At 45.5% G+C, this 26548-nt stretch carries 25 protein-coding genes and 2 pseudogenes; 15 read left to right on the plus strand and 12 right to left on the minus strand.

The features are described 5' to 3' along the window. From Q4Q57_RS16720 to Q4Q57_RS16730, 3 genes and pseudogenes are all read right to left on the minus strand, one after another. Positions 1 to 421, minus strand: a pseudogene (locus Q4Q57_RS16720) (IS110-like element ISSba19 family transposase); the annotation flags it as partial. An 89-nt stretch (positions 422 to 510) separates the two neighbouring features. Further along, positions 511 to 1033: pseudogene (locus Q4Q57_RS16725) on the minus strand (transposase); the annotation flags it as partial. Positions 1034 to 1047: 14 nt separating this feature from the next. Further along, positions 1048 to 1356, minus strand: a complete 309-nt coding sequence (locus Q4Q57_RS16730; RefSeq protein WP_311891450.1) for an Arm DNA-binding domain-containing protein — start codon at positions 1354 to 1356, stop codon at positions 1048 to 1050. A 199-nt stretch (positions 1357 to 1555) separates the two neighbouring features. On the opposite strand from Q4Q57_RS16730, the gene sbcB reads away from it, so the two are divergent. After that, positions 1556 to 2974, plus strand: a complete 1419-nt coding sequence (sbcB, locus tag Q4Q57_RS16735; protein WP_311891451.1) for an exodeoxyribonuclease I — start codon at positions 1556 to 1558, stop codon at positions 2972 to 2974. A 210-nt stretch (positions 2975 to 3184) separates the two neighbouring features. Further along, positions 3185 to 4075 carry a cytidine deaminase gene (cdd, locus tag Q4Q57_RS16740; protein WP_311891452.1) on the plus strand — a complete coding sequence of 297 codons (891 nt, stop codon included), beginning with the start codon at positions 3185 to 3187 and terminating at the stop codon, positions 4073 to 4075. Between the two features lie 104 nt (positions 4076 to 4179). On the opposite strand, the gene Q4Q57_RS16745 is transcribed toward cdd, so the two are convergent. From Q4Q57_RS16745 to Q4Q57_RS16755, 3 genes are all read right to left on the minus strand, one after another. Then, positions 4180 to 4392: a DUF1289 domain-containing protein gene (locus Q4Q57_RS16745; RefSeq protein ID WP_311891453.1), complete on the minus strand. Its 213-nt coding sequence runs from the start codon at positions 4390 to 4392 to the stop codon at positions 4180 to 4182. Continuing rightward, positions 4367 to 4717 (minus strand): VOC family protein, encoded by a 351-nt coding sequence (locus tag Q4Q57_RS16750; RefSeq protein WP_012088857.1) that lies wholly within the window; start codon positions 4715 to 4717, stop codon positions 4367 to 4369. The genes Q4Q57_RS16745 and Q4Q57_RS16750 overlap by 26 nt, the downstream gene beginning before the upstream one ends. 101 nt (positions 4718 to 4818) lie before the next feature. Further along, entirely contained in the window at positions 4819 to 5523 is a 705-nt protein-coding gene (locus Q4Q57_RS16755; RefSeq protein WP_311891454.1) for a DUF445 domain-containing protein, read from the minus strand. Between the two features lie 493 nt (positions 5524 to 6016). Between Q4Q57_RS16755 and Q4Q57_RS16760 the strand changes: the two genes are divergently transcribed. From Q4Q57_RS16760 to Q4Q57_RS16770, 3 genes are all read left to right on the plus strand, one after another. Then, on the plus strand, positions 6017 to 6397 hold the full coding sequence (locus tag Q4Q57_RS16760) for a VOC family protein (RefSeq protein WP_311891455.1): 381 nt from the start codon (positions 6017 to 6019) through the stop codon (positions 6395 to 6397). Positions 6398 to 6647: 250 nt separating this feature from the next. Beyond that, entirely contained in the window at positions 6648 to 9920 is a 3273-nt protein-coding gene (locus tag Q4Q57_RS16765) for a DUF748 domain-containing protein (protein WP_311891456.1), read from the plus strand. 371 nt (positions 9921 to 10291) lie between these two features. After that, complete coding sequence (locus Q4Q57_RS16770; RefSeq protein ID WP_107947090.1) at positions 10292 to 10648, plus strand: glutaredoxin family protein; 357 nt, start codon at positions 10292 to 10294, stop codon at positions 10646 to 10648. Between the two features lie 183 nt (positions 10649 to 10831). Here the strand turns inward: Q4Q57_RS16770 and Q4Q57_RS16775 are convergent, their stop codons facing one another. Beyond that, the gene (locus Q4Q57_RS16775; protein ID WP_311891480.1) at positions 10832 to 11521 is read right to left on the minus strand and encodes an energy-coupling factor ABC transporter permease; all 690 of its coding nucleotides are present in this window, start codon (positions 11519 to 11521) and stop codon (positions 10832 to 10834) included. A 132-nt stretch (positions 11522 to 11653) separates the two neighbouring features. Between Q4Q57_RS16775 and Q4Q57_RS16780 the strand changes: the two genes are divergently transcribed. Continuing rightward, on the plus strand, positions 11654 to 12115 hold the full coding sequence (locus tag Q4Q57_RS16780) for a hypothetical protein (protein WP_311891457.1): 462 nt from the start codon (positions 11654 to 11656) through the stop codon (positions 12113 to 12115). Between the two features lie 164 nt (positions 12116 to 12279). Here the strand turns inward: Q4Q57_RS16780 and Q4Q57_RS16785 are convergent, their stop codons facing one another. From Q4Q57_RS16785 to Q4Q57_RS16800, 4 genes are read right to left on the minus strand one after another with little or no spacing between them, the layout of a single operon-like run. Beyond that, positions 12280 to 12459 carry a Trm112 family protein gene (locus Q4Q57_RS16785; protein ID WP_115334989.1) on the minus strand — a complete coding sequence of 60 codons (180 nt, stop codon included), beginning with the start codon at positions 12457 to 12459 and terminating at the stop codon, positions 12280 to 12282. Then, on the minus strand, positions 12446 to 13465 hold the full coding sequence (gene lpxK / locus Q4Q57_RS16790) for a tetraacyldisaccharide 4'-kinase (RefSeq protein WP_311891458.1): 1020 nt from the start codon (positions 13463 to 13465) through the stop codon (positions 12446 to 12448). Before lpxK ends, Q4Q57_RS16785 begins: the two co-directional genes overlap by 14 nt. Further along, positions 13466 to 15274: a lipid A export permease/ATP-binding protein MsbA gene (gene msbA / locus Q4Q57_RS16795; protein WP_311891459.1), complete on the minus strand. Its 1809-nt coding sequence runs from the start codon at positions 15272 to 15274 to the stop codon at positions 13466 to 13468. Between the two features lie 32 nt (positions 15275 to 15306). After that, the gene (locus Q4Q57_RS16800) at positions 15307 to 17679 is read right to left on the minus strand and encodes a DNA internalization-related competence protein ComEC/Rec2 (protein WP_311891460.1); all 2373 of its coding nucleotides are present in this window, start codon (positions 17677 to 17679) and stop codon (positions 15307 to 15309) included. A 32-nt stretch (positions 17680 to 17711) separates the two neighbouring features. Here Q4Q57_RS16800 and Q4Q57_RS16805 point away from each other — a divergent pair, with 32 nt between their 5' ends. From Q4Q57_RS16805 to Q4Q57_RS16830, 6 genes are all read left to right on the plus strand, one after another. Next, the gene (locus Q4Q57_RS16805; RefSeq protein WP_006087434.1) at positions 17712 to 18221 is read left to right on the plus strand and encodes a DUF2062 domain-containing protein; all 510 of its coding nucleotides are present in this window, start codon (positions 17712 to 17714) and stop codon (positions 18219 to 18221) included. 344 nt (positions 18222 to 18565) lie between these two features. Further along, positions 18566 to 19738, plus strand: coding sequence for an NnrS family protein (locus Q4Q57_RS16810; protein ID WP_311891461.1), 1173 nt, complete (start codon positions 18566 to 18568; stop codon positions 19736 to 19738). Between the two features lie 138 nt (positions 19739 to 19876). After that, positions 19877 to 20281: a phosphate-starvation-inducible protein PsiE gene (locus Q4Q57_RS16815; protein ID WP_106650194.1), complete on the plus strand. Its 405-nt coding sequence runs from the start codon at positions 19877 to 19879 to the stop codon at positions 20279 to 20281. Between the two features lie 158 nt (positions 20282 to 20439). Further along, positions 20440 to 20742, plus strand: coding sequence for a PilZ domain-containing protein (locus Q4Q57_RS16820; RefSeq protein WP_259543140.1), 303 nt, complete (start codon positions 20440 to 20442; stop codon positions 20740 to 20742). 76 nt (positions 20743 to 20818) lie between these two features. After that, the gene (locus tag Q4Q57_RS16825) at positions 20819 to 21487 is read left to right on the plus strand and encodes an AAA family ATPase (protein ID WP_106650192.1); all 669 of its coding nucleotides are present in this window, start codon (positions 20819 to 20821) and stop codon (positions 21485 to 21487) included. Continuing rightward, positions 21474 to 21818, plus strand: coding sequence for a ribbon-helix-helix domain-containing protein (locus Q4Q57_RS16830; RefSeq protein WP_106650191.1), 345 nt, complete (start codon positions 21474 to 21476; stop codon positions 21816 to 21818). Before Q4Q57_RS16825 ends, Q4Q57_RS16830 begins: the two co-directional genes overlap by 14 nt. 150 nt (positions 21819 to 21968) lie before the next feature. On the opposite strand, the gene Q4Q57_RS16835 is transcribed toward Q4Q57_RS16830, so the two are convergent. Further along, positions 21969 to 22211 carry a YecH family metal-binding protein gene (locus Q4Q57_RS16835; protein WP_106650190.1) on the minus strand — a complete coding sequence of 81 codons (243 nt, stop codon included), beginning with the start codon at positions 22209 to 22211 and terminating at the stop codon, positions 21969 to 21971. 128 nt (positions 22212 to 22339) lie between these two features. On the opposite strand from Q4Q57_RS16835, the gene Q4Q57_RS16840 reads away from it, so the two are divergent. The 3 genes from Q4Q57_RS16840 (at position 22340) to Q4Q57_RS16850 (ending at position 26405) form a co-directional block, all read left to right on the plus strand. After that, on the plus strand, positions 22340 to 24037 hold the full coding sequence (locus Q4Q57_RS16840) for a sensor histidine kinase (RefSeq protein ID WP_311891462.1): 1698 nt from the start codon (positions 22340 to 22342) through the stop codon (positions 24035 to 24037). Then, positions 24034 to 24744, plus strand: coding sequence for a two-component system response regulator BtsR (gene btsR, locus Q4Q57_RS16845; protein ID WP_006081188.1), 711 nt, complete (start codon positions 24034 to 24036; stop codon positions 24742 to 24744). Before Q4Q57_RS16840 ends, btsR begins: the two co-directional genes overlap by 4 nt. 197 nt (positions 24745 to 24941) lie before the next feature. Beyond that, on the plus strand, positions 24942 to 26405 hold the full coding sequence (locus Q4Q57_RS16850; RefSeq protein ID WP_311891463.1) for a carbon starvation protein A: 1464 nt from the start codon (positions 24942 to 24944) through the stop codon (positions 26403 to 26405). Positions 26406 to 26548: the final 143 nt, after the last annotated feature.

The following is a 26548-nucleotide window of genomic DNA, read 5'->3' on the forward strand; positions in this document are numbered from 1 at the left end:
CTCGCACTTGGTTGATTAAGGCAGTTGATTGCTTAGTTAATCTTTCGCGCATTCGGTGGAGCAGTTGCACATCTTGCTGCTCGACGCTTTTGGGTTTTACAAACCGCATGTTGGGTCGCTGCGCAGCTTCAGCGATGGCTAGCGCATCGTTGTAGTCATTTTTATTACCTTGCCGAAAAGGCACCACAAATTGAGGTGCGATTAGCTTGACGTTATGGCCCAACAGCTCAAATTCTCTGGCCCAGTAATTTGCTCCACCACAGGCTTCCATCACAATTAGGCACGGCTCAATTTGAGCAAGAAAGGGCAGCAAGTCTTTGCGTCTAAGCATTTTCTTTTTGATTAACTTGCCTGCTTTATCGACACCAACAGCATGAAAAACAGACTTTGCGATATCTAAACCGATTGTAGTAATCTTCATAGGTGGACCCGTCCTCTTTCTGATGAGTTTTAGCGACTACATCGTGGCCCATTGCGAGGCCGATTTAAAGTGGATGGGTCCATTCCATTATCCTTGCGCAATTTTTTCACCATTTCACGATTCCCTAAGCTGCCTCGACTTTGCTTAAATAACTGTCGAACAAGGCGATAAAGCTTCAGTGTTTCAAGGCTTATCACGTTTGCAGGGCGTTTATGCCAATCGTAATAGCCTGATTTACTGACACTCATTACTCGACATAACAGTGCTACGGGAAACAGGTTGGATTGCCGTTTGATGAAACGAAATTTTACTTCATTTCTTTCGCAAAGAAGGCGCTGGCCTCGGTGTGCCCCTTGGGTATTTTTAGAGTTTCTCCATTCGTAATTCTTTGTTTTCTTTACGTAATCGTTTTAGCTCATCACGCTCAGACTCTTCTAAGGTGACACCTTGTTTCAGGGCTTGGTGTTTTTCCTTCCAGTTGTAAAGCAGGCTCGTGCTAACTCCAAGAGACTTTGCCGCATCGGCAACGCTATAACCTTGCTCTAGCACCATCAAGACGGCTTCATCTTTAAATGCCTGCGGATAACTCTTATGTGATTTTTTCAGACTCATATAGACCTCTTAATTTATTGACCATACTGTCTCAAAATTAAGTGTCCGATGGGATTAGACCAGAACACAAATGTGTTGCGCTGTTTCCAAAACACACGTGGATCTATATTATTTGCCACTGAGTTACGTAGCTCAGGGATCAGTTTCCGTGCGTCAGCTAGTTTCAAATCAGGATAGCGACCAAGGGTTAGCCGCCCAGGTTGATTATCAATCCTAAATCGATACTGCCATGTTATAGTCCCTGCAGGGTAATGCGAACGCTTAAGTCGTCGCAGTCTGCAAGCTCTGGTTTTCCTGAATATGGTTGGCCGTTTATTGCACATAACCGACTGTAAGATAAAGATATTATAATTACATTGTGTACATGTGATTTTAGCTATTGTGACGCACAACGGAACATGTACACAGATATGTACTCACATCGAAGAGTAGCAAACTAAATTGATGTGAATGACAACGAATCCAAATAAAGTCATTTGACGTTAAATAACATGATGTTAAATGCTTTAGAGAACGAAATAAATGAAGATGAAAGACGATAAAGCAGGGTCGATATTTTGGCACGACTACGAAACCTTCGGGGCTAACCCGGCGAAAGACAGACCCTCGCAATTTGCCGGTATTCGCACGGATTTAGATCTCAATATCATCGGCGAGCCTGAGACATTTTATTGCAAGCAAGCCCCTGATTATTTGCCGTCACCAGAAGCGATATTGATCACAGGGATCACTCCGCAGTTAGCCAATTTAAAAGGCATCCCTGAAACTGAGTTTATGGGGCGTATTCAAGCACTGTTTAGCCAGCCAAACACCTGTGTTGCGGGCTATAACTCATTGCGTTTTGACGATGAAGTGACCCGTTATGGCTTTTATCGGAACTTTATCGATCCCTATGCCCGTGAATGGCAAAATGGTAACTCTCGTTGGGATATCATTGATTTAGTACGCGCTTGTTACGCATTTAGACCCGAAGGCATTAACTGGCCAACCAAGGAAGATGGCTCTCCTAGTTTTAAGCTAGAACATTTGACCCAATCCAATGGTTTAAGCCATGAGAAAGCCCATGATGCCATGTCTGATGTGTATGCAACCATAGCCATGGCAAAACTCATTCGCGAGAAACAGCCTAAGTTATATCAGTACTATTTTGACCTGCGCCGTAAGCAAGCGGTGAGCGATCAAATCGATGTGCTCAATATGCAGCCGTTAGTACACGTGAGCTCTAAAATTAGTGCGCGCAATGGTTGTACGACGTTAATTTCCCCCGTGGCGCACCATCCAACCAATAAAAATGCGGTTATTTGCGTTAATTTAGCCATGGATTTAACGCCACTCTTTGAGCTAGATATTGAGCAAATTAAGACGCGTATGTATACGCCAAGAGCCGATCTTGCCGAAGACGAATTACCGATCGCGGTAAAACAAATTCATTTAAATAAGTGCCCTTTTATCACTTCGGCTAAAATCCTTAGCGATGAACATGCCACTCGTTTAGGCATAGATAAAGAATTTGCCAGAGAGCAATATAAGCGTCTAAAACGTCACCCAGAATTACGCGAAAAACTGGCGCTATTATTTGAACACGATGATAGCAGAGTAACCACAGATCCCGATTTGATGCTGTATTCAGGTGGATTCTTTAGCCAAGCTGATAAAGCGAAAATGGAAATCATCCGTCATACCCTACCGCAAAATTTAGCGGCGCTAGACTTGCAGTTTGATGACCCACGTATCCCTGAAATGCTGTTTCGTTACCGTGCCCGTAATTACCCTGAACTACTCGATTACGAAGAGTCACAGCGCTGGCGTGAATTCTGTCAAAATCGCTTAGCCGATCAAGACTACGTACTTAAATTAGAAAACCTGCTGCAAGATACGCAAGCCGATGAGACTAAGCAGAAGTTACTGGCTGCCCTTTGTCATTATTTACGTGAACTTTAAGTTGGGTAAATTCAAGCTTAAGTCTTTTATTTAATAGTCTTAAGCTTGTTTATATTCGTGAATAGACTCACTCTATTAGGCGCATAACTTAAGTTGTTTACTATCGAACACACACATTTGCAGCGTATAAACGCGAGCTAACTCGCATTTATGCTGTAACAAAATTACTAGAATGTTCTTCCATGAACTTAACAAATAAGGAATCGGGAAATGCAAGATAGATTCATTCGTAGCATAACCCAACTGCCAACGCCGTTAGCCGATGCTCTCATTCCGATGTTGCACCAGAATTTTGCTGGACACTTAGATGCGCAGCAACTTGCCACGCTCACAAGTGCAAGCAAGATGACCGAAGCAGAAGTGTTACTGGCACTGCTGCCGATAGCCGCTGCACTGGCGAAACCGCCTATCAGTGAGTTTTATGTCGGTGCGATTGCCAAAGGAAAAAGTGGCGATATCTACATGGGTGCCAACTTAGAATTACCCGGTGAAGCGCTGTTTCATTCTGTCCATGCAGAACAAAGCGCTATCAGCCATGCATGGCTCAGCGGTGAAAGCCAAATTGTTGATATCATAGTCAATGCCAGCCCTTGCGGCCATTGCCGTCAATTTATGAATGAGCTGGTTGAAGGAAGTAAGATCAGCATTCATCTACCCGCACAGGAAAGCCACCCACTGGCTTATTATTTACCCTATGCCTTTGGCCCAAAAGACTTAAATGTCACTTCGCCTTTAATGGCTAAGCAACAAACTGAATTTGCTTTAGATAGTGCCGATCCTATGATCATCGAAGGTTTAGATCATGCCGGTTTAAGTTACGCGCCTTACACTCAGAGTTTTGCTGCCGTGGTTTTAGAAATGCGCGATGGCGCAACCTATTGTGGTCGCTATGCAGAGAACGCGGCATTCAATCCTTCTATGCTGCCGATGCAAATGGCCTTGTCAAATCTCGTTCGCCATAATCGTGAATTTAGCGATATCAGCCGCGCGGTGTTAATTGAATCATCTCAAGGAAAAATCAGTTTAGTCGGCGCGACTATGGATGCACTCCATACCGTTGCCGCCATCGAACTTGAGCACATAGTCATCGATCCCGTGTAACTTCTGCTTCAAATGCCAAGAATGCTTCAAAATGCCAACGGCGAAATACGTTAATGCGTATTTCGCCGTTGGAACACTCGATTAATGCGTCAAATTTAAGTTATCTATTTTACGCCGCTTCTTTTGGCCTGAACCTCAGCTTTACGCTGCGCCATTCTGGCAAAACAAGCTTGCCGCTCCACATCTGACATAGCGCGCCAGGCTAAAATCTCATCGAGATGCCTAAAGCAACCTAAGCAAATATCTTGCTGATCTAAACAACAATTGCGGATACAAGGATTGGCATTAGGATCATTCTGACCAGACGGCATATTCATTGCCACAGGGTTCAGTGAAGTGGAATCGGCGGCCACCGGGGAAGCTAAAGATGTCTGCCGTGATTGCGCCGCCAGCGGCCACGACAGCAGCAAGAGTCAATTCTAAGTTTTGGCTGTAGATCACAATCAGCGGGCAGCCTTTTGCGAGGGTAAAATCCACCTCGGCTTGATAGAAGCCACCTGTGATCCCGACATCCATAAAGCAGCTGTATTCAGGACCGTAATCGACATAGGTCCAGCCAAATACCTGGCTAAAAAAGGCCTTAGAACTCGCAATATCGCGGCTCGGGATTTCCAAATAATTGATGCTGTGTTGAAGGTTCATAGACTTCCTTGCTATTTAATGAGGGACAAAATGATGGGCACAAAATGCATGAATAAAAAATGGGAGCCAAGCTCCCATTCTATTCGCTGCTTTAACTCAGGTTAACCTTGGATTAAGGCTGCGACAAGTCCAATCAGACCGCCAAACACGCCGCCCCAAATCACTAACCAACCTAAATGCGTTTGGATCATGTCTTGAACGATTTGTTTCACCATTTGCGGTGTGAGCTCGTTTAACCTTTGTTCTACTATGTTGGCAATTTTGGTTTGCAGATCCGCCATCACATTTGGCTGTTCGATTTCTTGTTTCAGCAACTCGTGGAATGCATCGCTTTGCGCCATTTCGACTAGAGAAGTTTTCATCTTCACAATAAACGGTTCTTTTAGCGGTAATAACGCATCTGTGCCGCCGAACATAGATAACATACCACCAAAGGAAGATTGCGCGACTGTGCTAATTAATGCATCAAAAGAAGGCGCTAAATCAATCTTTTCAATCACAGGCGCCAAGTCTATTTTGCTCAGCCCTTCTTTTTCAGACAGGAATCGGTCGATATTTTCTGTGGTAAAAAACTGCTTCATCATCAAATGAGCAATGCCCGCCTTAAACTCTTCGAAACGAGAAGGCACGACTCCCGAGCCATAGAGTCCGGGGACTTTCTCAAACAACATATAAACTGCAACCCAGTTGGTAATCGCACCCGATAAGGCAAACAATCCGACATTCAAGATAATTGCCGACTGCATCACGTAGCCCGCAACCACCAAAGCAGCCGCCAATAAATTTGTTACTAAACTCTTATTCAATCTCGTATCCCCTAAGGTGGCATCGATAAGATGCAAAACTGGCCTATATTAACAAGTTAACGGGAGTCAGGTCTAACACTCAAACCACAGTAAACGAACTCGTTTTCAAATCTGTTTTCTGTGCTAAGTCTTGGCGCGACAAGCTGCATCCAGCACATCACCAAAGCCACAATGTTATTGAACCACTAACAGCCGACTGGCCTATCCAAAATAAGTGAATCCCCTTGTAGAACATTAAGTTAATTTAATGTTCTACAAGCTCAAAAAACAGAAATTTTAATTTACCGCCTGTGAATTATCAACCGGCCTCAACTACACTCAATTTGGGTCAGAAACCCGAAATAGGCTTCCCAAGTACAAACTCAGAATTCAGGGCTTAAATATAGCGTTTGGGTACAAGGCTTAAACACTGGCTTTAAACACAAGCCTTAAACACAGCCACTGAACAACGACTCAAATAAAAAGTTAACCACAATAAATTAAGGATGCGCTTATGGAATCGGCTTTTAATACTGCAGGTGCGTTAAGTTGGCATGAACTCACAACCCATAACACCGAAGAGGCCATGTGCTTCTATGCTGAGATTTTTGGCTGGCACTTTAAAACCGTCAAAATGCCCCACGGCCATTATCATATTATTGAAAATCAGGGCGTCAGCATTGGCGGAATTACCGACAGTTTAATCCCCACTCTTCCCTCACATTGGACTGGCTATATTACCGTTAGCGATGTGGATCAAGTAGCTATCAGTGCCAAAAAACTCGGCGGTGACATTCTGTTTGGCCCTGAAGATATTCCTGAGGTTGGGCGTTTTTGTTGGATAAAAGACCCACAGGGCGCCATTATTGCAGCCATTAGTTATTTAAAACGCTGATGTAAAATCTGACTTGAATATAATGAGTGACAACTCAAGGGATGCGCCACAAACTGATACAGTTGTTGTTATCAATGTAGAGATAGGTTGTCAGTCAGAAACGACTGAGTTCAAAATAGGTTGTTGTCGGGTAATGCTAAGATTTCATTGATAAAATATAAATAATATCTGGAAACATTAGCGTTAATCGCTAGAATGTTCGCACTTATGGCAGTTTTCCCCTGTCTTATGCATTGGAGCCTTGATATTAATGCTGACCCAGCTATCGCAATTCAAACACACTTTTTTTGCTCTCCCAAGGTACCTGCGTGTGCTTGTTTACCTCACCGCCGTCTACCTTAGCTATGTCTGCACATTAGGCTTAATCCTGCCCTATGCGATAACCACGCTGGCCCCAGAAAAACTCTCTGCTTTACTTGGCCGTCCCGTTACCTTAGGGGATATCCGCATCAATCCCTTTAATTTCAAAGTCGAAATTGACCAACTGGCCATTAAAGAAAAAGACGAAAAACCGTTTGCAGGCTTAGCGCAAGTCCAATTCGAAGTGAACTTTTGGCAATCTGTTTTTAATCGCGCCGCCGTGATCGAAAACATACACATACAAGCGCCCTACGCACACATCATCCGCGTGGAGAAAAAAGGCAAAGCTGGATTCAACTTCGACGATATTCTGCAGACCTTGAACAAGCATTCATCCGCGAGCACAGAAACAACACCCACTGAAGCCAGCGCCCCCGTTCGTGTCCTGCTCAGCCAATTTGTATTGAATGCAGGGCAATTTAACTTCGATGACCAAATTACCCACGCTCAAGTTAATTATCCCAATATCAATTTAAAACTCAGTCAGCTCGATACTGAATATTTGATGTCGGCATTGTCGGCCTCAGTAGCACCAGCCACAAAAGCAAATAAGACTGAAGCCAACCCGACACCAAACGCCCAATCATCCTCTGATACTGGCTCTGGCTCTGGCTCCCAAGTTATGCCAATTCAGCACAATCACTATGCGATACAACTCAGTGATGATCATGCTGGTGAAATCAGTTTGCAGGGGCAATTCCAACTGTTCCCACTAAAAGTTGCGGGTGACGTCCACATCGCCAAACTGAAACTGAGACCACTCTGGCGATTTATCGACGATCAATTTAAGCCAGCACTTACCGATGGCGAGATCACGGCTAAGACTCAGTATCAAGTGGATCTTGCCGAGAATGGCGAGTTACAAGTCACCAGCAACAATGGCCAGTTTATTGTTGAAAAACTGAACTTTAACGACCAAGAGCGCTCAGTGGTCAAGCTGCCAATCTTTGCCCTCGACGGTATTACAATGGATCTGAAGCAGCAGCAAGTACGCATCAATAAGCTTCACAGTGATGGCCTTACTGTAAACGCCATTTTGAATCAAGATGGACTCGATCTCGCCAGCTTGTTCATGCCGAAATCCGCCAGTGCGTCTACAAGTGCAGCGCCGCCAGTTGCTAATTCCATAGATGCTAAGCCGGCAGATGCTAAGTCACTAGAAGCCAAAAATGTTGAGAGCGTACAAGTCGCGCAAGTGGAAGAAAAGCCTCAACAGCCAATCAAGCAAACACCAGTAACGGCGTCAACAGACACTTGGTTCGTGCAACTCGATGCGCTCAATATTGAAAACTACGATCTTAATCTGTCGGAGCAAAAGTTAACTGAGACACCGCAGCAATGGCGTGTGTATCCACTTAATTTTTCAACAAAAACTATCACCAGCGCCTTAGCCGAGCCGATTGAATATGCGCTACAACTCAGCATTAATGACAAAGGTACTTTAAGCTCCCAAGGCCAGGTCGATGTGCCAGGCGAAGCCATAGATGCCGATATTCAACTCGATAAGCTCGCGTTAATCCAGTTCCAACCGTATCTTGCCCCCTACGTGAATATCCAGCTTAAGAGTGGTTTATTAAGCTCTGCAGGCAAGCTCACGGCTGATGCCAAGGGTAAAGCCATTTACGGCGGCAGTGTTGAGCTCGATGATTTAGCCATTCATGACAAATTGCGTAATGCTCCGCTGGTCAAATGGCAAAAGATGAATATCAATCAGCTCGATTTTGACCAACAAAAAAATCAAATCAAAATCGATCACTTAGCCTTTAATCAACCCTACGCCAAAGTGGTGATCGCTAAAGATAGAAGCACTAATATCAGCGACCTTATCGTCGAAGCGCCTATTGCAGCTTCAGTAACGAATAGTGCGACAACGAACAGCGCGCCCCCTGCTAAGCAAACCGCAACCGAGCCGCAAATGGCGAGCAAGTCAGCAACGCCTGAGCTGAGCCTCGATATTCAAAAAATTAGCTTTAGCCAAGGCTCGGCTTACTTTGCCGATAACTCACTGACCCCGAATTTTGCTTCGGGAATTGAGCTGCTTGAAGGCAATATCACTCACCTGTCATCCACGCCAGGCACTAAAGCCTCGGTCGATATCAAAGGTAAGATTGACAAGTACGCGCCTGTAACCCTAAAAGGCGATATTAACCCTTTGTTAGACATGCCATATTTAGATCTCGATTTGATCTTCAAAAGTGTTGAGCTAACCTCAGTCAATCCTTACTCAGGCACCTATGCGGGTTACTACATAGATAAGGGACAGTTATCACTGTCGCTGAACTACAAACTCGATCAGAACAAGCTCAAGGGCAATAACCATCTAGTCATAGATCAACTGAAACTCGGTAAACCCAGTAATAGTGACCTTGCCACTAGCTTACCTATCACGCTCGCCATTGCGCTGCTACAGGACCGTAACGGCGTGATTGATTTAGGCATGGAAGTCTCAGGCGATTTAGACTCACCCAGCTTTAGTGTCGGCAGCATCATAATGACGGCGATTACCAATGTGATCACTAAAGCCGTCACTGCGCCCTTCACTTTCTTAGCGGGGCTGATAGGTTCAGACGAAACCTTAGACAAAATCAGCTTTGCCGCCGGTCAATTCAGCCTAAGTGAAGATGAGCAGAAAAGTTTAGATAAACTCGCCAGCGCCTTACTCGACAGACCTATGCTCAAGCTCAGCGTTGAAGGTGAAGTCGATGCCATCAATGACAGCCAAGCCATTGCTGAGCGTATCATGAAGCGCAAATTGGCTAAGTTAGCCAATATCGAGTTCAGTGCGTTACCTGATGATTTAAGTCCAAGCCAATTCCCGACCCAAGGGCCGCTCGCCGATGCGCTAGTGAAGCTCTATGAGCAGGAAGTTAAATCCGATCCGGCACTAATAAAAGACACAGTTATCGCAGAGGCCAAAGACGCACAGCTTTCCGATGACGAAATCACCACCCGCTGGCATATCGCTTTATATAATCTGTCAGTAAAAGCGCAGAATGTTAACGATGGCATGTTGGGTAATTTGGCCCAAGAAAGAGCCAAAGCCGTTAAAGCTTACCTTGTGGACGTGAAAGAGATTGCCCCAGAGCGGATCTTCTTGCTCGAAAGCCGAGTGAGTTTAACCCAAAATGTGGCCCAAGTGAGCCTTACCATAGATGCGCAATAGACGCGCAATAGACGCGCAATAACTCAAGCAATGGGTTAATGTTGCTGTGTTTACGATAAAAGAAGCCCGCTAAAGTTCAGCTTTAGCGGGCTTCTTTCTTATGGTGAAGAGCATGCCTAAATGTATAGCTAAGCGCATATCTAATTGTTACCGCTAAGCGAAAACGCTGTCCTTGTCGCCAAAGAATCTTCTACCTGTTAATCCACACTAAAATGTTGGCCGCGCTTTGTGCCATAGGTTACACTCTGCGGCCTTTATGCAACTGGGATCGCACGCACGAATCGCTAAATCTCAGTTTCGTCGCACATTTGCGACGGCGCCATTGACACACGAATCACTTTTCAACACACATTATCATTGAGGTCACTGACATGTTTATCATTCGCTGGATTTTAGGCAGGATCATTCTGTTTTTAAACTTCGTATTTAGCCCTAAAAAGCGCCAACGTCCACTGGCAGAGCAACAACAGATTGATACTCAAACTCAAGCATTGGCCCTGTATCAGTATCCAGCATGCCCATTTTGCGTAAAAGTCCGCCGTGCAATGCGCCGTCAGGGACTCAATATAGTGACCCTCGACGCTAAAAAAGCGCCACACAAAGATGAGCTCGTCGCCCAAGGTGGCAAACAGCAAGTGCCTTGTCTGCGCATTGAAGAAAACGGCCAAGTACAGTGGTTGTATGAATCTAAAGAAATCATTAACTACTTAGACCAACGCTTCGCCTAAATCGCGGTGCAACAGTCTGTGTAAATCTCCAAATAAGTGCGCCCAGTACCTTTTTTAATGAACTGTTCAATCGACTTTTCAATGGACTTCCCAATGAACTTTACAATGGGTTTTCCGTTGAAATATCGAGGTTTCGGGCGCAGTTCTTTTATTAGGTTGTTTTATCGCATTCTTTTATCACATCTACTTACGCCACAAATATTCTCGGTCGGAATAATCAAATAACCACTGGGGTTGATACACCACCAATAGCGTTACCGCCATGCCATTAAGCAATGCCTCGGGGAACGCCAGCAAAGGGATTAGCATCAAGTAGTCATCCACTAACACATTCCAATCGTAATCCGCTGCAGACCATAACCACATCGCCCAACTCATTTGATGAAACACAGTTGAAAGGCCCGCATTGATAAAACCGCCGACGAAGATAAACACAAAAATGTGTTTAGGAAATAAATGGTAACTACGACTGTATAAAATAAAACATAGGAACAGCGGCGCAGCCATAGCGAACAGACTAAAAGCCCCAAAATCAGCGGGCTGTTTTAGTACAAAAAGACTAAAAAAAGCGCTCGGCAACAGTAATGCCACGGTCGCAAGACGCCAACCGAACATCAGCATACAGGTCACTATTCCCAGAAAATGCAGATGCAACCCAGTTTGAATACTGGCATTTAACGACCACAGCGCATTGACGCCCACCAGCGTCAGTAACAAGCGTAACTGCAGGTTTTTATCCCGTCGGATCTGCGCTAACTCTTCTTTTGGCCATATCGCATAGAGCCATAACGCCAAGAGCATAAGGCATATGCCTTGAGTCAGGCTCATATCCCATTCGATTTGCGCCCATTTATTCGACCAAAACGCCAACATTAATCGCCCATCCTTAATCCATTGCGCCAATAGAGTCACACTCAGTCCATGAAGATGCCATAAATCCATGAACTTTAGGGTCATATTAAGGTATTCTGCTGTCAGTTAATAACCTAAGAGTTAAATTTGATTATGCCGCTTCGATACCTCAGCCTTGCCATCTTAAGTTGTTTCTCGCTCATCGCCTGTAGCAATGCCCCCATCGATCCTAGTGAACTTGCCGGAAAATTACGGGATAAGTTAACCACAGACATTAAAGCCGATGGCCTTAAACTCTTCAGCTACACAGCGCGGCTGGTCGATGATAAATCTAACATGGGTGATGCAGACCGCCCTTTCCCGCACGATGCCCGCGTACGTAGCATGCAAGATCCCCGTGAACAACGTCGCGCGATGCAAGATCTACAGGACTCATTAGAAGTTTGGGGACGACAAGTCGAATTAGGTTTAACGAAAACCCTTGAAATGACAGGTTATTGCCGCGAAGGTTATATCGAATTGAGTCGGATTATCGAACCCGGGCGAGGCGAAATTCGTGGTGAATGCCAAGAAGGCGCGACCAATGCCGATAAACAAAAATTTGTGAACTATTAGCGAAGGTTTGAGTAACTCAAATTTGCATGGCTAAGCTCTGAGCATCGAAAAGACGCAAGATTGGAGAAGCACTGTTAATCGGCTAAAAATAGCGAAAACAATAATAAGAGAAGCTCAAAAAGGTAAGTATGCGCGTATTAGGCAATACGCGCATTCACATCACACTAGACTAATTCAGTCAGTGGCACAGCACGATTTTCTAATAACACAGGGATACCTTCAGTGATCGGATAGGCCAGCTTATCTGCCTTACAAATCAACTGCTGCGTCGTTTTATCGTACTCAAGTTTTCCCTTACACACAGGGCAAGCCACTATATCTAACAATTTTTTATCGAATGCCATGGAAGTTTCCTTGTTTAGCTGCAGCCACCTCGCGAAGACGTGCGAGCAGCTGCTCATCAAATTGTGGGGATAGCTTGGCATTGACCGCCAAATACCACCAGTTCTCTTGTGCAAAATCGCGACATTTAACCGCATCTTTTTCTGTCATCAACAGTGGCAAGCCTTGGGCTAAATCACCTAACTGGGTTTTATCGTAAGCCTGATGGTCATCAAAACCCTGGCATAGCGCCAGTTGATAGCCTTGTGCGCGCAACGATTCAAAGAAGCGCGCTGGATTACCTATGCCCGCCATCGCAACGAGCGGCTGAGACTTATCGAAAGTATATTCACCAGACGTCGCATCACATTTAACAGGCTTCACTGCCGTAGGTGTCAGTTGCATTTCGAACTGCCCTTTTGCCGCTGGGCCGCCATTACTGACGATAAAATCCACGGTATCGAGACGCCACGCGCCTTCACGCAATGGACCTGCTGGCAATAGCAAGCCATTGCCTAAACCGCGCTGACCATCAATTACCACCAGCTCAATATCGCGTGCCAGAGCATAATGCTGTAGGCCATCGTCACAGATGATGACATCAACACCAAACTCAGCAATAAGCGCATTAGCCGCATCGACCCGTTTAGCGCCAACCACCATGGGCACTTGAGTGCGCGCCACTATCATGGCAGGTTCATCACCGACCTCTACCGCGCTCGCGCCTAAGTTAACCGTTTTAACGCCTTGAATATCAACGCCATATCCACGACTGATCACACCGGGGTGAAACCCATGCTGGCGCAGTAGCTCAATCAGATAAATCACGGTTGGCGTCTTACCGCTACCGCCGACGGTAATATTACCAACAACGATGACAGGCACAGGCATTGCCGTTTGTGGTTTGAATCCGAGGCGAAACAAGGCGCGGCGCACATAAGTGATCACCGCGAATACGCCCGATAAAGGCAACAAGAGCCATCGCAGTGGATGGCCCTGATACCAGATTTTATTCACTAAGGCCTGCATCTAACTACCAAATTGCATTTGGTACAATTTGGCGTACATGCCATCTAATTCCAATAGCGACTGGTGCGTCCCGCGTTCGACGATACGTCCCTGATCCACAACTAGAATTTGATCGGCACTCTCGATAGTCGACAACCTGTGGGCGATCACTACTGAGGTGCGGTTTTGTCTGAGGTTATCTAAGCCTTTTTGAATAGCTTTTTCCGACTCAGTATCTAATGCCGAGGTCGCTTCATCGAGGATCAACACAGGCGCATCACGCAACATAGCGCGCGCAATCGCAATCCGCTGTCTTTGACCACCGGACAATAACACGCCATTTTCACCCACTTGGGTATCAAGGCCTTGGGGCAGCTGTTCAATAAACTCCATCGCATAGGCCAAGGTCGCCGCTTCGATAATCTGCTCACGCGTCGCTTCACCGGGATAGGCGTAGGCGATGTTGTTAGCAATCGTATCGTTGAATAAGGTCACCTGCTGCGATACCAGAGCCACTTGATTACGCAGCGATTTTAGCGAGTAATCGTAGATGCTGACATCATCGAGCAAAATGTCGCCGGATTCGAGCCCCGTATAAAAACGGGTTACTAGACTGGCAATAGTCGACTTACCAGAGCCAGAACGACCGACTAGCGCTAGGGTTTGACCCGGTTTAACTTCAAAATCGACATCTTCCAGCGCTCGACGATCTTGGCTGTCATAGCTAAAACAGACCTTATCGAAACGTAGATGACCCTTAGCGCGCTCGACGGTATAAGTGCCTGTGTCAGACTCAGGCAGCGTATCCAGTAATTCAAATACTGTGGTACAAGCTGCAATACCCCGTTGGAATTCGGCGTTCACTCGGGTTAAGTTTTTGATGGGTTGCAACATGGCCATCATAGCGCCAAGAATTGTCGCGAAGGTACCGGCGGTGAGATCGGCTTTCATGCTGTCTAAGCTTGCCGCATAAAGCACAAAGGCTAAGGCGAATGAGCCGATAATCATGATCAACGGCTGGCTAATAGCTTGAGCCACAGCTAACTTCATATTTTGATGGCGGTTTTGATCGTTCACTTTAGCAAAACGGGTAGCTTCGGTTTCTTGTCCACCAAAAGCCAATACGTTTTTATGGCCCTTAATCATTTGCTCAGTCGTAGCACTCACGCCGCCCATAGCGGTTTGAATTTGCTTAGAAACCTTACGGAAACGACGACTGACTACAGCAATGACCATGCCCATAATAGGCCCAATCACTAAGATACACAGGGATAACTTCCAAGAGTTATAGAACATCAGTGCCAGCATACCCAATACAGTTACACTGTCGCGGACGATAGAAATCAAAGCGCTACCCGATGCTCTGGCAATTTGCTCAGTATCGAAGGTGACTTTTGAAATCAAGTTACCGGTATTTTCCTTGTCCATGTAACTGACTGGCAGGCTAAGATAATGCTCAAACACTTGCTGACGCATGTCCATGATCAAACGTGCACTCATATATGAAATGCCGTAGGTCGAAACAAAGTTGGCAAAACCACGCAGGGAAAACATGACGATAACCACAAGCGGCGCCATCATCAGCACGTCGTTGTTCGCGTGGAAACCTCCACTGGTTGGCAATGCTATGCCGTTGGTGACCGCAGCGGTTGCGCCGCCGGAAAAACCCTTATCAATAAAGGGGCCGATGAAAGCGATAAAGGCGGCATCGACGAGACCATAAATAATTAATCCCGCAACTGAAAGCATAAACATGCCTTTCATCTGTTTTATATAGCCCAGTAATCGTTTGAAAACTGTCCACATTTCGTCTTTAGGAGATGTTGTCATTGATAACACTAAATTATGGCAAAGTAGGCATTCTACTCTGGATTAATCAAGTCACCAAATCTAAACAGAGAGTTGTACCAAAATGGCGCTAAATCACCACGATAGGTCTTTACCTCTAACTCAGACTGCTGAAAAATCACACTAATCTGCCCTTCAGTCCCTGTGGTCAGACTCCTTATATCTCGTCGCTGATACCGTTCAACCACAGTGGATTTAGGAAAACCATAACGATTAGCAAAACCCGCAGGGAAAAGCACTAACTTAGGGGCTACGGCATCGATAAAGGCCTCTGTCGACGAGGTTTTGCTGCCATGGTGCGGCGCCACCAGCACGTCGCTTTGTAACTCGTTTAAGTCACTTAGATCACCGTTCACGCTTAGATCACCGCTCACACTCAGCTCACGGCTTACACTTAATTCACGACTTAATAATGCCGCTTCGGTTTGTTTTTCAATGTCCCCGGTGAGTAGCAGACTTTGCAAGCCATCATCGATGCGTACCACACAGGAGCCATTATTGCCCGCCAGCACTTGAGGCGGTGAGAGTAAGTTAAAGCTCAACCCTTGCCATTGAATTTGCCTTGGGCGGCAATCTTGGCCGCTAAAGCCTGCCACATCTGTGATCACCCAAGCCTTAGGATAAGCCTCTATCAAGACAGACGCGCCGCCTGCATGATCGTTATCGCTATGGCTGATAACAATATAATCAATCTCTTGAATACCTTTGGCTTTTAGGAAAGGTAATATCACCCGCTCCGCATAACTGAAATCATCACCAAAAGCGGCGCCCGTGTCATAGATGACTCCCCTGCCATTTTTTTCAATCACCACGGCTAAACCTTGGCCCACATCGAGTAAATGCATGACCCATCGATGGGTTTGCACGGGAGACCACAGCGTCATACAAAAAAGTAATACGGGCATAAACAACAAACTCAATAGGCTTAGCCAAGCAATATTGTTTTTATGCTTAGGCACATAGCGCCATAACACACCACCAACGAACGTGCAGACTCCTAAGGCTAATAGGCTGTCAGAGAGTGCTAACCAATGGGCGGGTAATTGCTGACTGATATCAAGCAACTGCGCATAGGGCGATAAACTCCAATCACTGAGGCGAAGCAGTCCCAACCAAGAGAACCCAAACGTAGTTCCAAGCCACCAGCAGACAAATCCCGCCATTGCTAAGGGGATCACTACAAAGCTAAACCAAGGAACTGCCAAGATGTTCATCCACAGACTGTGTATACTCACACCGCCAAAGAGTGCCGCTTGCAGTAATCCAAGCCCGAGACTCAAGCGCCATTGGATTGCCCAAAACTGTATCATCCCTGTGCGTAAACGTGCCCCTCGAGTCGACGCTGGGGTAAATGCCCTTGGTTGGATTTCTAAGGTGTATAAGATGATGCCTAAGGCACAAAACGACAGCCAAAATCCCGCACTTAAACAAGCGAGCGGATCAAGCAGCAATACAATGAACAGGGCAAATAACAAGCGCTCCCACGCGGTAGAAAATCGCTTTAATAAACTCAACAGCATTAACAGCAGAATCATCACCAATGCCCGCTGAGTCGAAATACCAAAGCCAGCAAGATAGGCATAAAATGCGGCGCCTATGCCCGCTGCGACTAAAGCAAGGGTGATATTACGTCGACTTTGATGTGGCAGTAAGTGACTCAATCCAAAAAAAAGGCATGTGTAAATCCATGCTGCGACGACTGAGAGATGCAAGCCGGAGATCGCCACTAAATGACCCGTACCCGTCTGCCGTAGTGCTTGCCAACGTGCTTTTGTGATCAACTGCTTATCACCCATAAGCAAGGCGAGTAAAATATCACCTTGCGGCAAAGAGGCTAATTCAGGCGTCAATGCGCTTATCAGCTCGTTACGCAGTGAAGGTGAAACCTCCAGTAAATGTGCCTCTATCACTCGCCCTTTACCGACAACATGTTGGCTGATTAATTGTTTCTGCTCGTTGTAGCCACCTTGATTTAACACGCTAGCAATACGCTTAGGCATCAAGGTAAACTGCCAAACCTGACCGACATCGACTTCTGGCGGATCTTTCCACGTGAGTCGCAATTTTGCATTTGGCCCTAAGATTAAATTTGGTTTAATGACCGATATATCCAAACTTAGCCAGTCGCTGTTTCGACTAACTAGTGATATGATTTCGCCCCTAACCTGTATAGGTTGTTGTAACACTGGAAGATCCTGCCTAGATAATCCTAAGCAAAAACCAGTTAGCCATGCCATTGCAAAGAGTCCACCTGCGCAGACAGGGATTTTTCGGTATAAAATTAACGCCCCAACAGCAAGGTAGGGTATATAACTGACTGGCGGCAGCGAAGGCCACAACATCGCTGATAACAAGATGGCACTAAAGCCAAACATGAATCGATTCATAGTGAATTAAGTTAAGACAGCAATTTCAGCCTATGCCAAAAAAATTAATCAAAAGATTTATGCCTAAGCCTGAAACCTTGCGTGAGCATAAACACTTACGCATGTTTGGACGCTTATTACATAATCCCAATTTGTGGGCGCTAAATCGCAAATCCGCTCCTGGCGCATTCGCAGTGGGATTATTTGTCGCCTGGATCCCTATGCCATTTCAGATGGTAGTGGCTGCGGCTTTTGCCATTCTATTTAACGTTAATATTCCCGTTTCTGTCGCATTAGTCTGGATAACCAATCCCTTAACTATGCCAGTGATGTTTTATGGCGCGTATTTACTCGGCGCTAAGATACTCGGCCATGCGCCGCAAGATTTTGCCTTCGAAGCCAGTTGGCAATGGATTGAAGCCTCCCTTGCCACCATAGGTCCGGCGTTTTTACTGGGATGCCTTGTGCTCGGGGTAATTTTTTCCGCAGTGGGTTATTTATTGATTAATAATCTGTGGAAATATTCGATTATGTTTAAGTGGCAAAAACGTAAGAATAAATAACCTCGCCTTTCCCACCGCTTATGCTGATGCAGTTTTAGCCAAAAGCTAATTAACCTTAGTAACAGTATAAGCGGTTCAATATCTTAGCTTATTCTTCATGACCTAATGTGCCCCCAAATCGCTCTTCTTCCACTCGCTTTACATCCTGTCGTTTTAACGTCTGTCGCGCGCTCACTCCTTTCACGCTAGAGATTGTCGTTTCTCATGTTGAGCGCCATCTGTGCAGACTAGATTGCGTCTTAAACAGACGCCGCACCAGGAATACTCATATTGGGATATATACATTCATTTTAATTGCAGCTTAAAATATTCGACAGATTTAGTCAGATACTCAAGAGCCAATTATGTTGAATATTGATGAGCCCGCACATTTACAACCACAAATCGCCTTATTTAGATTAGGCTTTCGGCCTTTTTTCCTGTTTGCGAGTTTATTCAGCGTATTGGCATTAGGGATCTGGGGAGGTTTTCTTTCAGGGATCAATCTGTTGCCGCAATCCGTTAATCCACTTTGGTGGCACGGTCACGAAATGATTTTTGGATTTGTCTGCGCCGTGGTCGCGGGCTTTTTACTAACGGCAGTGCAAAACTGGACAGGCCAAGCTGGAATTAAAGGAACTTGGTTGTTAGGGTTGTTCAGTGTGTGGTTATTGCCACGGCTATTATTACTCATGCCGCTAGCGATTCCCTTTACGCTCATCATGTTTATCGACTTACTATTTTTGCCGCTAACGGCGTTAATACTCGCCCAAGCAGTGATCCGCGTTCGTCAATGGCGAAACTTTGTGTTTATCCCCATTCTCACCTTGCTCACCCTAATGAATGCACTGAGTTACTACGGCGTTTTAACAAATCAATTTGAATGGATAAACATAGGCTTATATAGTGCGGTTGCGTTAATCAGCATCATAGTCGCACTCTTAGGTGGCCGAGTGATCCCTTTTTTCACCGAGCGCGCCACCCAATGGCAGCGTCAAACTGCGATTCCAGTGCTCGAATGGCTGAGCTTTATCAGTCTCTTTGGATTAGTCATTAGCTTGATCCTACAAGAGCAAATATTGCTCCGTAGTATGGCAGGGATTGCGAGTATCGTTTTACTGCTGCGCTGGCATCGCTGGGGTTGGCATGCCTGCTGGCGCGTACCTTTGCTCTGGTCGCTGCATCTTAGCTATGTGTGTATCCCAATTGGTTTAGCACTGATTAGCTTAGGTTTCCCCATATCCGTTGGTATGCACGCGATAACGGTTGGTGGGTTAGCTGGGATGATTTTAGCTATGATGGCGCGGGTTTCGTTAGGCCATACGGGCCGAACACTGCAACCGCCAAGCATAATGAAGTATGCCTTTGGGTTAATCCTGCTTGCGGCAGTGTTTCGAGTATTAGCAGGGATAATCCCGCTATGGTCGGCATCATTACTGCTGGCCGCCATAACATCTTGGGTCATCGCCTTCGGCTGTTTCTGTATCTGCTATGGGCCTATGTTGTGCCAAGCCAGAATTGATGGTCGACCTGGTTAGGACATGTTAATACTGAATTTGGCACTTAAATGTAGATTGAACATATCTGTGAATTAAGTCACACAGCATAACTGCGCTTTTCCCTACAAGCTGATTTTTACTGTTACTATTTAAAAAAACATCAAGTAGGGAATGCCCATGCCATTTTATCACCAATATGGTTCTAAGAGCCTCAAAGCTGTAGAACACTTAGTTCTGTTTATTATTGCCATTGCCACTATCGTCGCGATAGGCCAAGAAATTGTGCATATTGTCTCTGTCCGTATGGTTGCACTAGCGGATTTACTCCTGTTATTTATTTTCCTAGAAGTCTTAGCCATGGTGGCGAACTACTATGAATCAGGTAAGTTACCCGTGCGTATGCCACTGTATATCGCAATTGTGGCCTTAGCTCGTTACCTCATTTTAGATATGAAGAGTATGGAAGATTGGCGTATTGCTGCGATATCACTGTCGACGTTAATTTTAGCGGCAACTGTGATCGTCATTCGTTGGGGTCAATTAAAAATGCCCTATCCGAAAAACCAAGAATACGACAATTAATCAAGCACCTGAGTTGGTGCTATTGAAGACGAATTCAATAGCACCTGCTGTCCTCCTTTTAAAACTATTATCAAAGACCTAGCTTTCACATTGGTATTCTGCCAAAAAGCAATTATGCTAGTTTTACTGAGATCAATAATTTACGGGGCAATTGAGTTATGGGTGACCATACTACTGGTTTTGAAGAAAAACGCACATCACTGCGAGTGGACATGGAAGCGGAGCGTGTCGTCTTACATTGGATTGATGCACAAGGCACAAAGCAAACCGATGAAGGCGTGTGTATCGACTTAGCCAGACGCGGTATTTTATTCGATTATAAACGTCCCTTTGCACTGGGCGAACTCATCGAAGTGACCTTTAATCCCGATTCTACCCAGCAAAATACCGTCAAAGGACAAGTCTGCCGCTGCGCGAAATGCCACGACCAAAGTTACCACATTGCCATGCAACTGCTTTAATTTAACTTAATTTTCGCAGGTTTAATGGGTCTGTTCTACACTCAATGGATTGAACAAGTCATTAAGGGGCGTCACTATGATCTTGCTGGTGGGTGGTGAAAAAGGTGGTAGCGGAAAAAGTTGCCTCGCTCAAAATCTAGCCGTTTATATCAAGCAAAAATTTCAAGCAAACGTCCTTATGGTCGATTGTGATCCCCAGCGCACAACTTCAGATTGGATCCAAGCGAGAAATAATGATCCCAGTCTGCCCAGCATTAATTGCATTCAGCTTTATGGCAAAATTCGCAATGATTTACTCAGCCTCAATGAGCGTTTTGATTACGTGATTGTTGACTGTGGTGGTCAGGATAACTTGGCCATGCGCGCAGCCATGTCGGTAGCCACTTATGTTGTGATCCCCCTCAGACCTAAAAGACGCGATCTTAAAACATTACCCCACATGGAAGACATGCTCAGCACTTGTAAGATGGTGAATCCTAAAATGATCGCCACCATAGTGCTAACCCAATGCCCTGCGCTTCCTACACAATTTAAGCGTATTTTAGAGGCTAAAGATGTGGTGCAATCCTTTGGATTAAGAGTGTTGAACTCCGTCACCTTTTGTCGAAATATTTATGATGACAGTGAAGAAAAAGGCTCCTCTGTGGTCGAAATCGAACCCGATGGAAAAGCCGCCGATGAGATCCGCGCTATAGCGGATGAATTATTTGCTATGCCACCAGAAAATAGCTATGAGCTTAACTGATCTTAAACGTAAGAAACCTAAGCAAATCATCAAGCCGGTTTCTGTCGATGATTTCATTGAAGATGCCAATAACTACGCCTTAGGTAAGGCGAGTTTATTAGCCGCGGCTCAGACTCAAGCGACAGTTAAGGGCTTAGATAAAAAGTCGACTAAGATGTATCGCCACGCGACTTTTACCCTGACAGAAAAGAGTATTGCCCAGCTCGATGACTTATCGAAATCCACCAGCATTGCAAAATCTCGCTTGCTGCGTATTTTAATCCATGAGTTTAGCCAACTCACACCCGCGCAGCAGAACCAAATTGCCAATAAACGCCACGACGAAACCTAAACTTCTAAGCCGATAAAGCCAAACGGTAATATTCGGTCACGCTCAATGTCTTTCTATGAGCAAACGTCTCCACACTCTAATGATTTTGTATTACGCATCTGTTCTCTTAAACAGTTACGCGATTGCCAAAATATGTATAGCCACAATCTATTAATGCTCACACTTTCTCCCCGCGGCCAGTTCAATGCCTTGGGGCGTTTCATGGAACTTACCTTTCGCTACGAGTAACTGAATTAATGCTTCAGCGCTAAGATCGGCGGCACTACAGGTGTGGTATCGAGCCGCAAAGCCAAACTTTTGTCCCATTAGGGATAATAATTCAGGCTTTATAATAGCGGTACCTTGCGCTACCATCAGCGCCATAACATCATGACCGTGAACAGAATTGGACATATGTCCTCCTAAAGATGCAATATTATTGTTCTTTATATCCTAACGGTTAAATTTGAACCCTGATCTCGCGCACAGACTTTCTAATTGATACCACTGCGCTGACATCTGTGACGATAATGTGAGCCATTATGTCCTTGATCCTATTATTGACCCAACAGATGTCGCTGTACTTAGTGATCGTTTACTTAGTCAGTAAAACGCCGCTGTTTAAACTGTTTGCCGAAACCTCCCCTCGTCTGCCGCATAAGATTTTTATGTATCTGATTTTTTCGAGTTTCTGCATCATGGCCACCTATTTTGGTGAGCAAACATCAGGCGCTATTGCCAACACCCGTGCTATGGGCGCTGTATTAGGTGGATTATTAGGCGGCCCAGTTACTGGTTTTCTGGTAGGACTAACCGGTGGCCTTCACCGCTACAGTATGGGCGGCTTTACTGAAATAGCCTGCGCCATTTCCACCACCTTAGAAGGCTTATCCGCCGGGATGATCAGCTTTTATTTAAGACGTGCGGATAAAAGTGAGCTTATTTACAATCCATTACTCGTGTGCCTAGTGACTTTTTATGCCGAAATGATGCAAATGAGCATCATCTTACTGGTCGCTCGCCCCTTCGATGATGCGTGGGAATTAGTGCGCCAAATCGCGCCGCCCATGCTGTTAGTCAACTCCGTGGGAGCGGCACTCTTTATGAGCATGATCCGCGACCAAAAAACCATGTTCGATAAACTTTCCTCCAGTTTTTCAACGAAGGCGTTAAAGATAGCCGAGCGCAGTGTCGGACTCCTATCCAAAGGATTTAACGAAGAAAGCAGCAGCCGTGTGGCCCAAATCGTTATCGAAGAAACTAATGTAGGCGCAGTAGCCATCACAGACAGGGAAAAACTGTTGGCTTTTATTGGCATAGGTGCCGATCATCATCTGCCTGGTACGCCAATTTCTTCCAAGATCACCTTAGAAGCGATCAATCAAAATAAAGTCATGTTCGCCGATGGTGTTGAAATGCCCTATTCATGTTCTATTTCAAGCAACTGCCGCTTAGGCTCGAGTTTGGTGATCCCGCTGCGCAGTGATACCGAAGTCATTGGCACCATTAAACTCTATGAGCCTAAGAATAAGCTGTTTTTGAATATTAACCGCACATTAGGTGAAGGTATTGCCCGTCTGTTATCGAACCAAATTCTTTATGGCCGATTTGAGCAACAACAAAATCTGCTGACTCAAGCCGAATTGAAATTACTGCAAGCGCAGGTTAATCCGCACTTTCTGTTCAATGCTCTCAATACCATTAGCGCGATTATCAAGCGCGATCCCGATATGTCTAAGCAGTTGCTGCAGCAGTTATCACAATTTTTACGGATCAATTTAAAGCGAACGACAGGCTTAGTGACGCTTGGGGATGAGCTAGATCACATCGCATCCTATCTCACCATTGAAAAAGCGCGTTTTATTGATAAATTACAAGTCAGTATCGCGATACCTGAATCACTCTACCATTGCAAAGTACCGGCCTTTACCCTGCAGCCGATTATTGAGAATGCGGTAAAGCACGGCACTTCGCACATGATAGAGCAAGGGCAGATTAAAGTGACGGGCAAGCTCGAAAATGATGTGTTGGAATTAGAAGTCACAGACAATGCCGGATTATATCAACCCGTTGAGGGCTCTGAAGGCCTAGGGATGAACTTAGTGCATAAACGCATTCAAAACATTTTTGGTGAGCAATATGGTGTCACTGTGGAATGCGAAGCGGATGAATTGACTCGCGTTACTATAAGATTACCCATAGAAAACCCTGAGATATCCAATATGGACACCCGTACGTGATCACTTGTTTAATTGTTGATGATGAACTGTTTGCTCGTGAAGAATTAGCCGATCTTTTGGGGCAAGAACACGACATTGAAATTGTTGGTCAATGCGCTAATGCCATCGAGGCGTTGCAAAGCATAGCCAAAGAAAAACCTCAGTTAATTTTTCTCGATATCCAAATGCCGCGCATTTCGGGCATGGAACTTATCGCTATGCTCGACCCTGATAACATGCCGAAAATTGTGTTTGTTACCGCTTACGACGAGTTTGCCGTCAAGGCCTTCGATAACCATGCCTTCGATTATTTGCTTAAACCGATAGATGCCGAGAGACTTAGTAAAACCCTCACTCGGGTGCGTAAAAATCTGACGCCTCAAATTATGGATCCCATTACCCCAAAACGTCTGGAACATATTCCCTGTTACAGCGGCAATAAACTCAAGGTGATTGCCATCCAAGATGTGGAATATGTGTTCAGTGATTTGAGCGGCATCCATGTGGCCAGTACGAAAGGCAAAGTCCATACCCAATTGACCTTAAAAGTGTTTGAAGAAAAAACCCCACTGGTGCGCTGCCATCGGCAGTATTTGATTTCACCTAAGGCGATTGCCGAAATTGAGCTGTTAGACACGGGCGCCGAAGTCACCACCCACTCAGGGGATAAAGTGCCCGTCTCACGGCGTTATCTTAAGAGCCTTAAACAGTTGTTCGGCTTCCAATAACTCAAGCAAAAAGCCATCTTAGCGGGTATTTTTAGTCACAAGATGGCCAACAACACCCGCCGTTAACATACGATTGCAACCACTCAAGCCCACCTATTACCGCTCACCCTGCATTTTCGACCACTCATTGAGATTGCGAAGTTTTATATCAACAACTTGTTTACACTCGCCAGAACTCAAATGGGGAGATAACAAAAATGATGTGGTTCCTACTCTGTGTCGGTCTGCTGATCGGCGGCTACTTTATCTATGGCGCCTTTGTCGAGAAAGTCTTCGGCATTAACGCTAATCGTCAAACACCTGCTTTCGCTCAAACTGATGGCGTCGACTTTGTGCCTATGTCTAAGGGTAAAGTCTATTTAATTCAATTATTAAACATCGCAGGCGTAGGCCCAATCTTTGGTCCTATCTTAGGTGCCCTCTATGGTCCTGCGGCCATGTTGTGGATTGTGGTTGGCTGTATCTTTGCGGGTGCCGTGCATGACTACTTCTCTGGCATGTTGTCAGTACGCAACGGCGGCCAATCTGTGCCAAACCTTGCGGGTAAATATTTAGGAAAGAGTGCCAAACACTTCATGAACGTGTTTGCTATCGTGCTGTTATTGCTGGTTGGTGTGGTCTTTATCTCTGCGCCTGCAGGTTTACTGGGCAAGCTTACCGGTTGGGACGTCAGTATCTTTGTGGGCATTATCTTCGTCTACTACCTGATTGCAACTGTGGTGCCAGTCGATAAAATTATCGGTCGTCTGTACCCCTTCTTTGGCGCTTTACTGTTCTTCATGTCGTTCGGTCTGGCTTTCGCGATTATCCTATCAAGCGAGCACACCTTACTGCCTAACGTACAAGCGGGCGATTTCTTCCAAAACTTAAATCCAAATGACATGCCACTTTGGCCTGCGCTATTCATCACCATCGCCTGTGGCGCGGTATCAGGTTTCCATGCAACGCAATCACCATTAATGGCACGCTGCGTTGAAAACGAAACCAATGGTCGCTTCGTCTTCTTTGGCGCCATGATTGGCGAAGGCATTATTGCACTGCTTTGGTGTGCGATTGCATTATCATACTTCGGCGGTGTTGAAGGCTTAAGTGCGGGCATGTCAGGCAACCCTGCCAACGTGGTCTATGAGGCTTCGACTGGTCTGTTAGGCGCTGTCGGTGGCTTTATGGCTATCCTAGGTGTAATTATTCTGCCGATTACTTCAGGTGATACGGCTTTCCGATCTGCGCGTTTGATTCTGGCTGAATTTTTCAACATGCCACAAATCTCACTGCCAAAACGCTTAGTGTTAGCTCTCCCACTGTTTGTTATCGGCGGTATGTTGACTCAAGTGGATTTTGGTGTCATTTGGCGCTACTTCGGTGTGGCAAACCAAACCACCGCGGTATTAATGCTGTGGACGGCTTCGGCTTACCTGTTACGCCATAACAAACTGCATTGGATTGCGACTATTCCAGCGATGTTTATGACCACAGTGGTCATCACCTTCCTGCTGAACTCGTCAACCTTAGGTGCAGGCTTACCTATGACGGTATCAACCATAGCGGGCGTGGTCACCACCTTAGTGATTACAGCGCTGTTGATTGTTAAAACCAAAGGTAAAGGTGAGATTGATTTACAGGTAGAAACTGAGCTTAAAGAAACAGTCAAAGACTCATAAAACAGTCCGAATGACCAAGGTAAAACAGGCGCTTTATTGCGCCTGTTTTGATCATACTGCTCCATCGATAATAGCTATCGCAGGTTTACGCTAGCAAGGTATTCAGGCTTGACTCGATACCATTGCACACTGTATCAGGCATA

The organism is Shewanella sp. SP2S2-6 (assembly GCF_031931965.1).
In the GTDB taxonomy this organism is placed as follows: Bacteria; Pseudomonadota; Gammaproteobacteria; order Enterobacterales; family Shewanellaceae; genus Shewanella; species Shewanella baltica.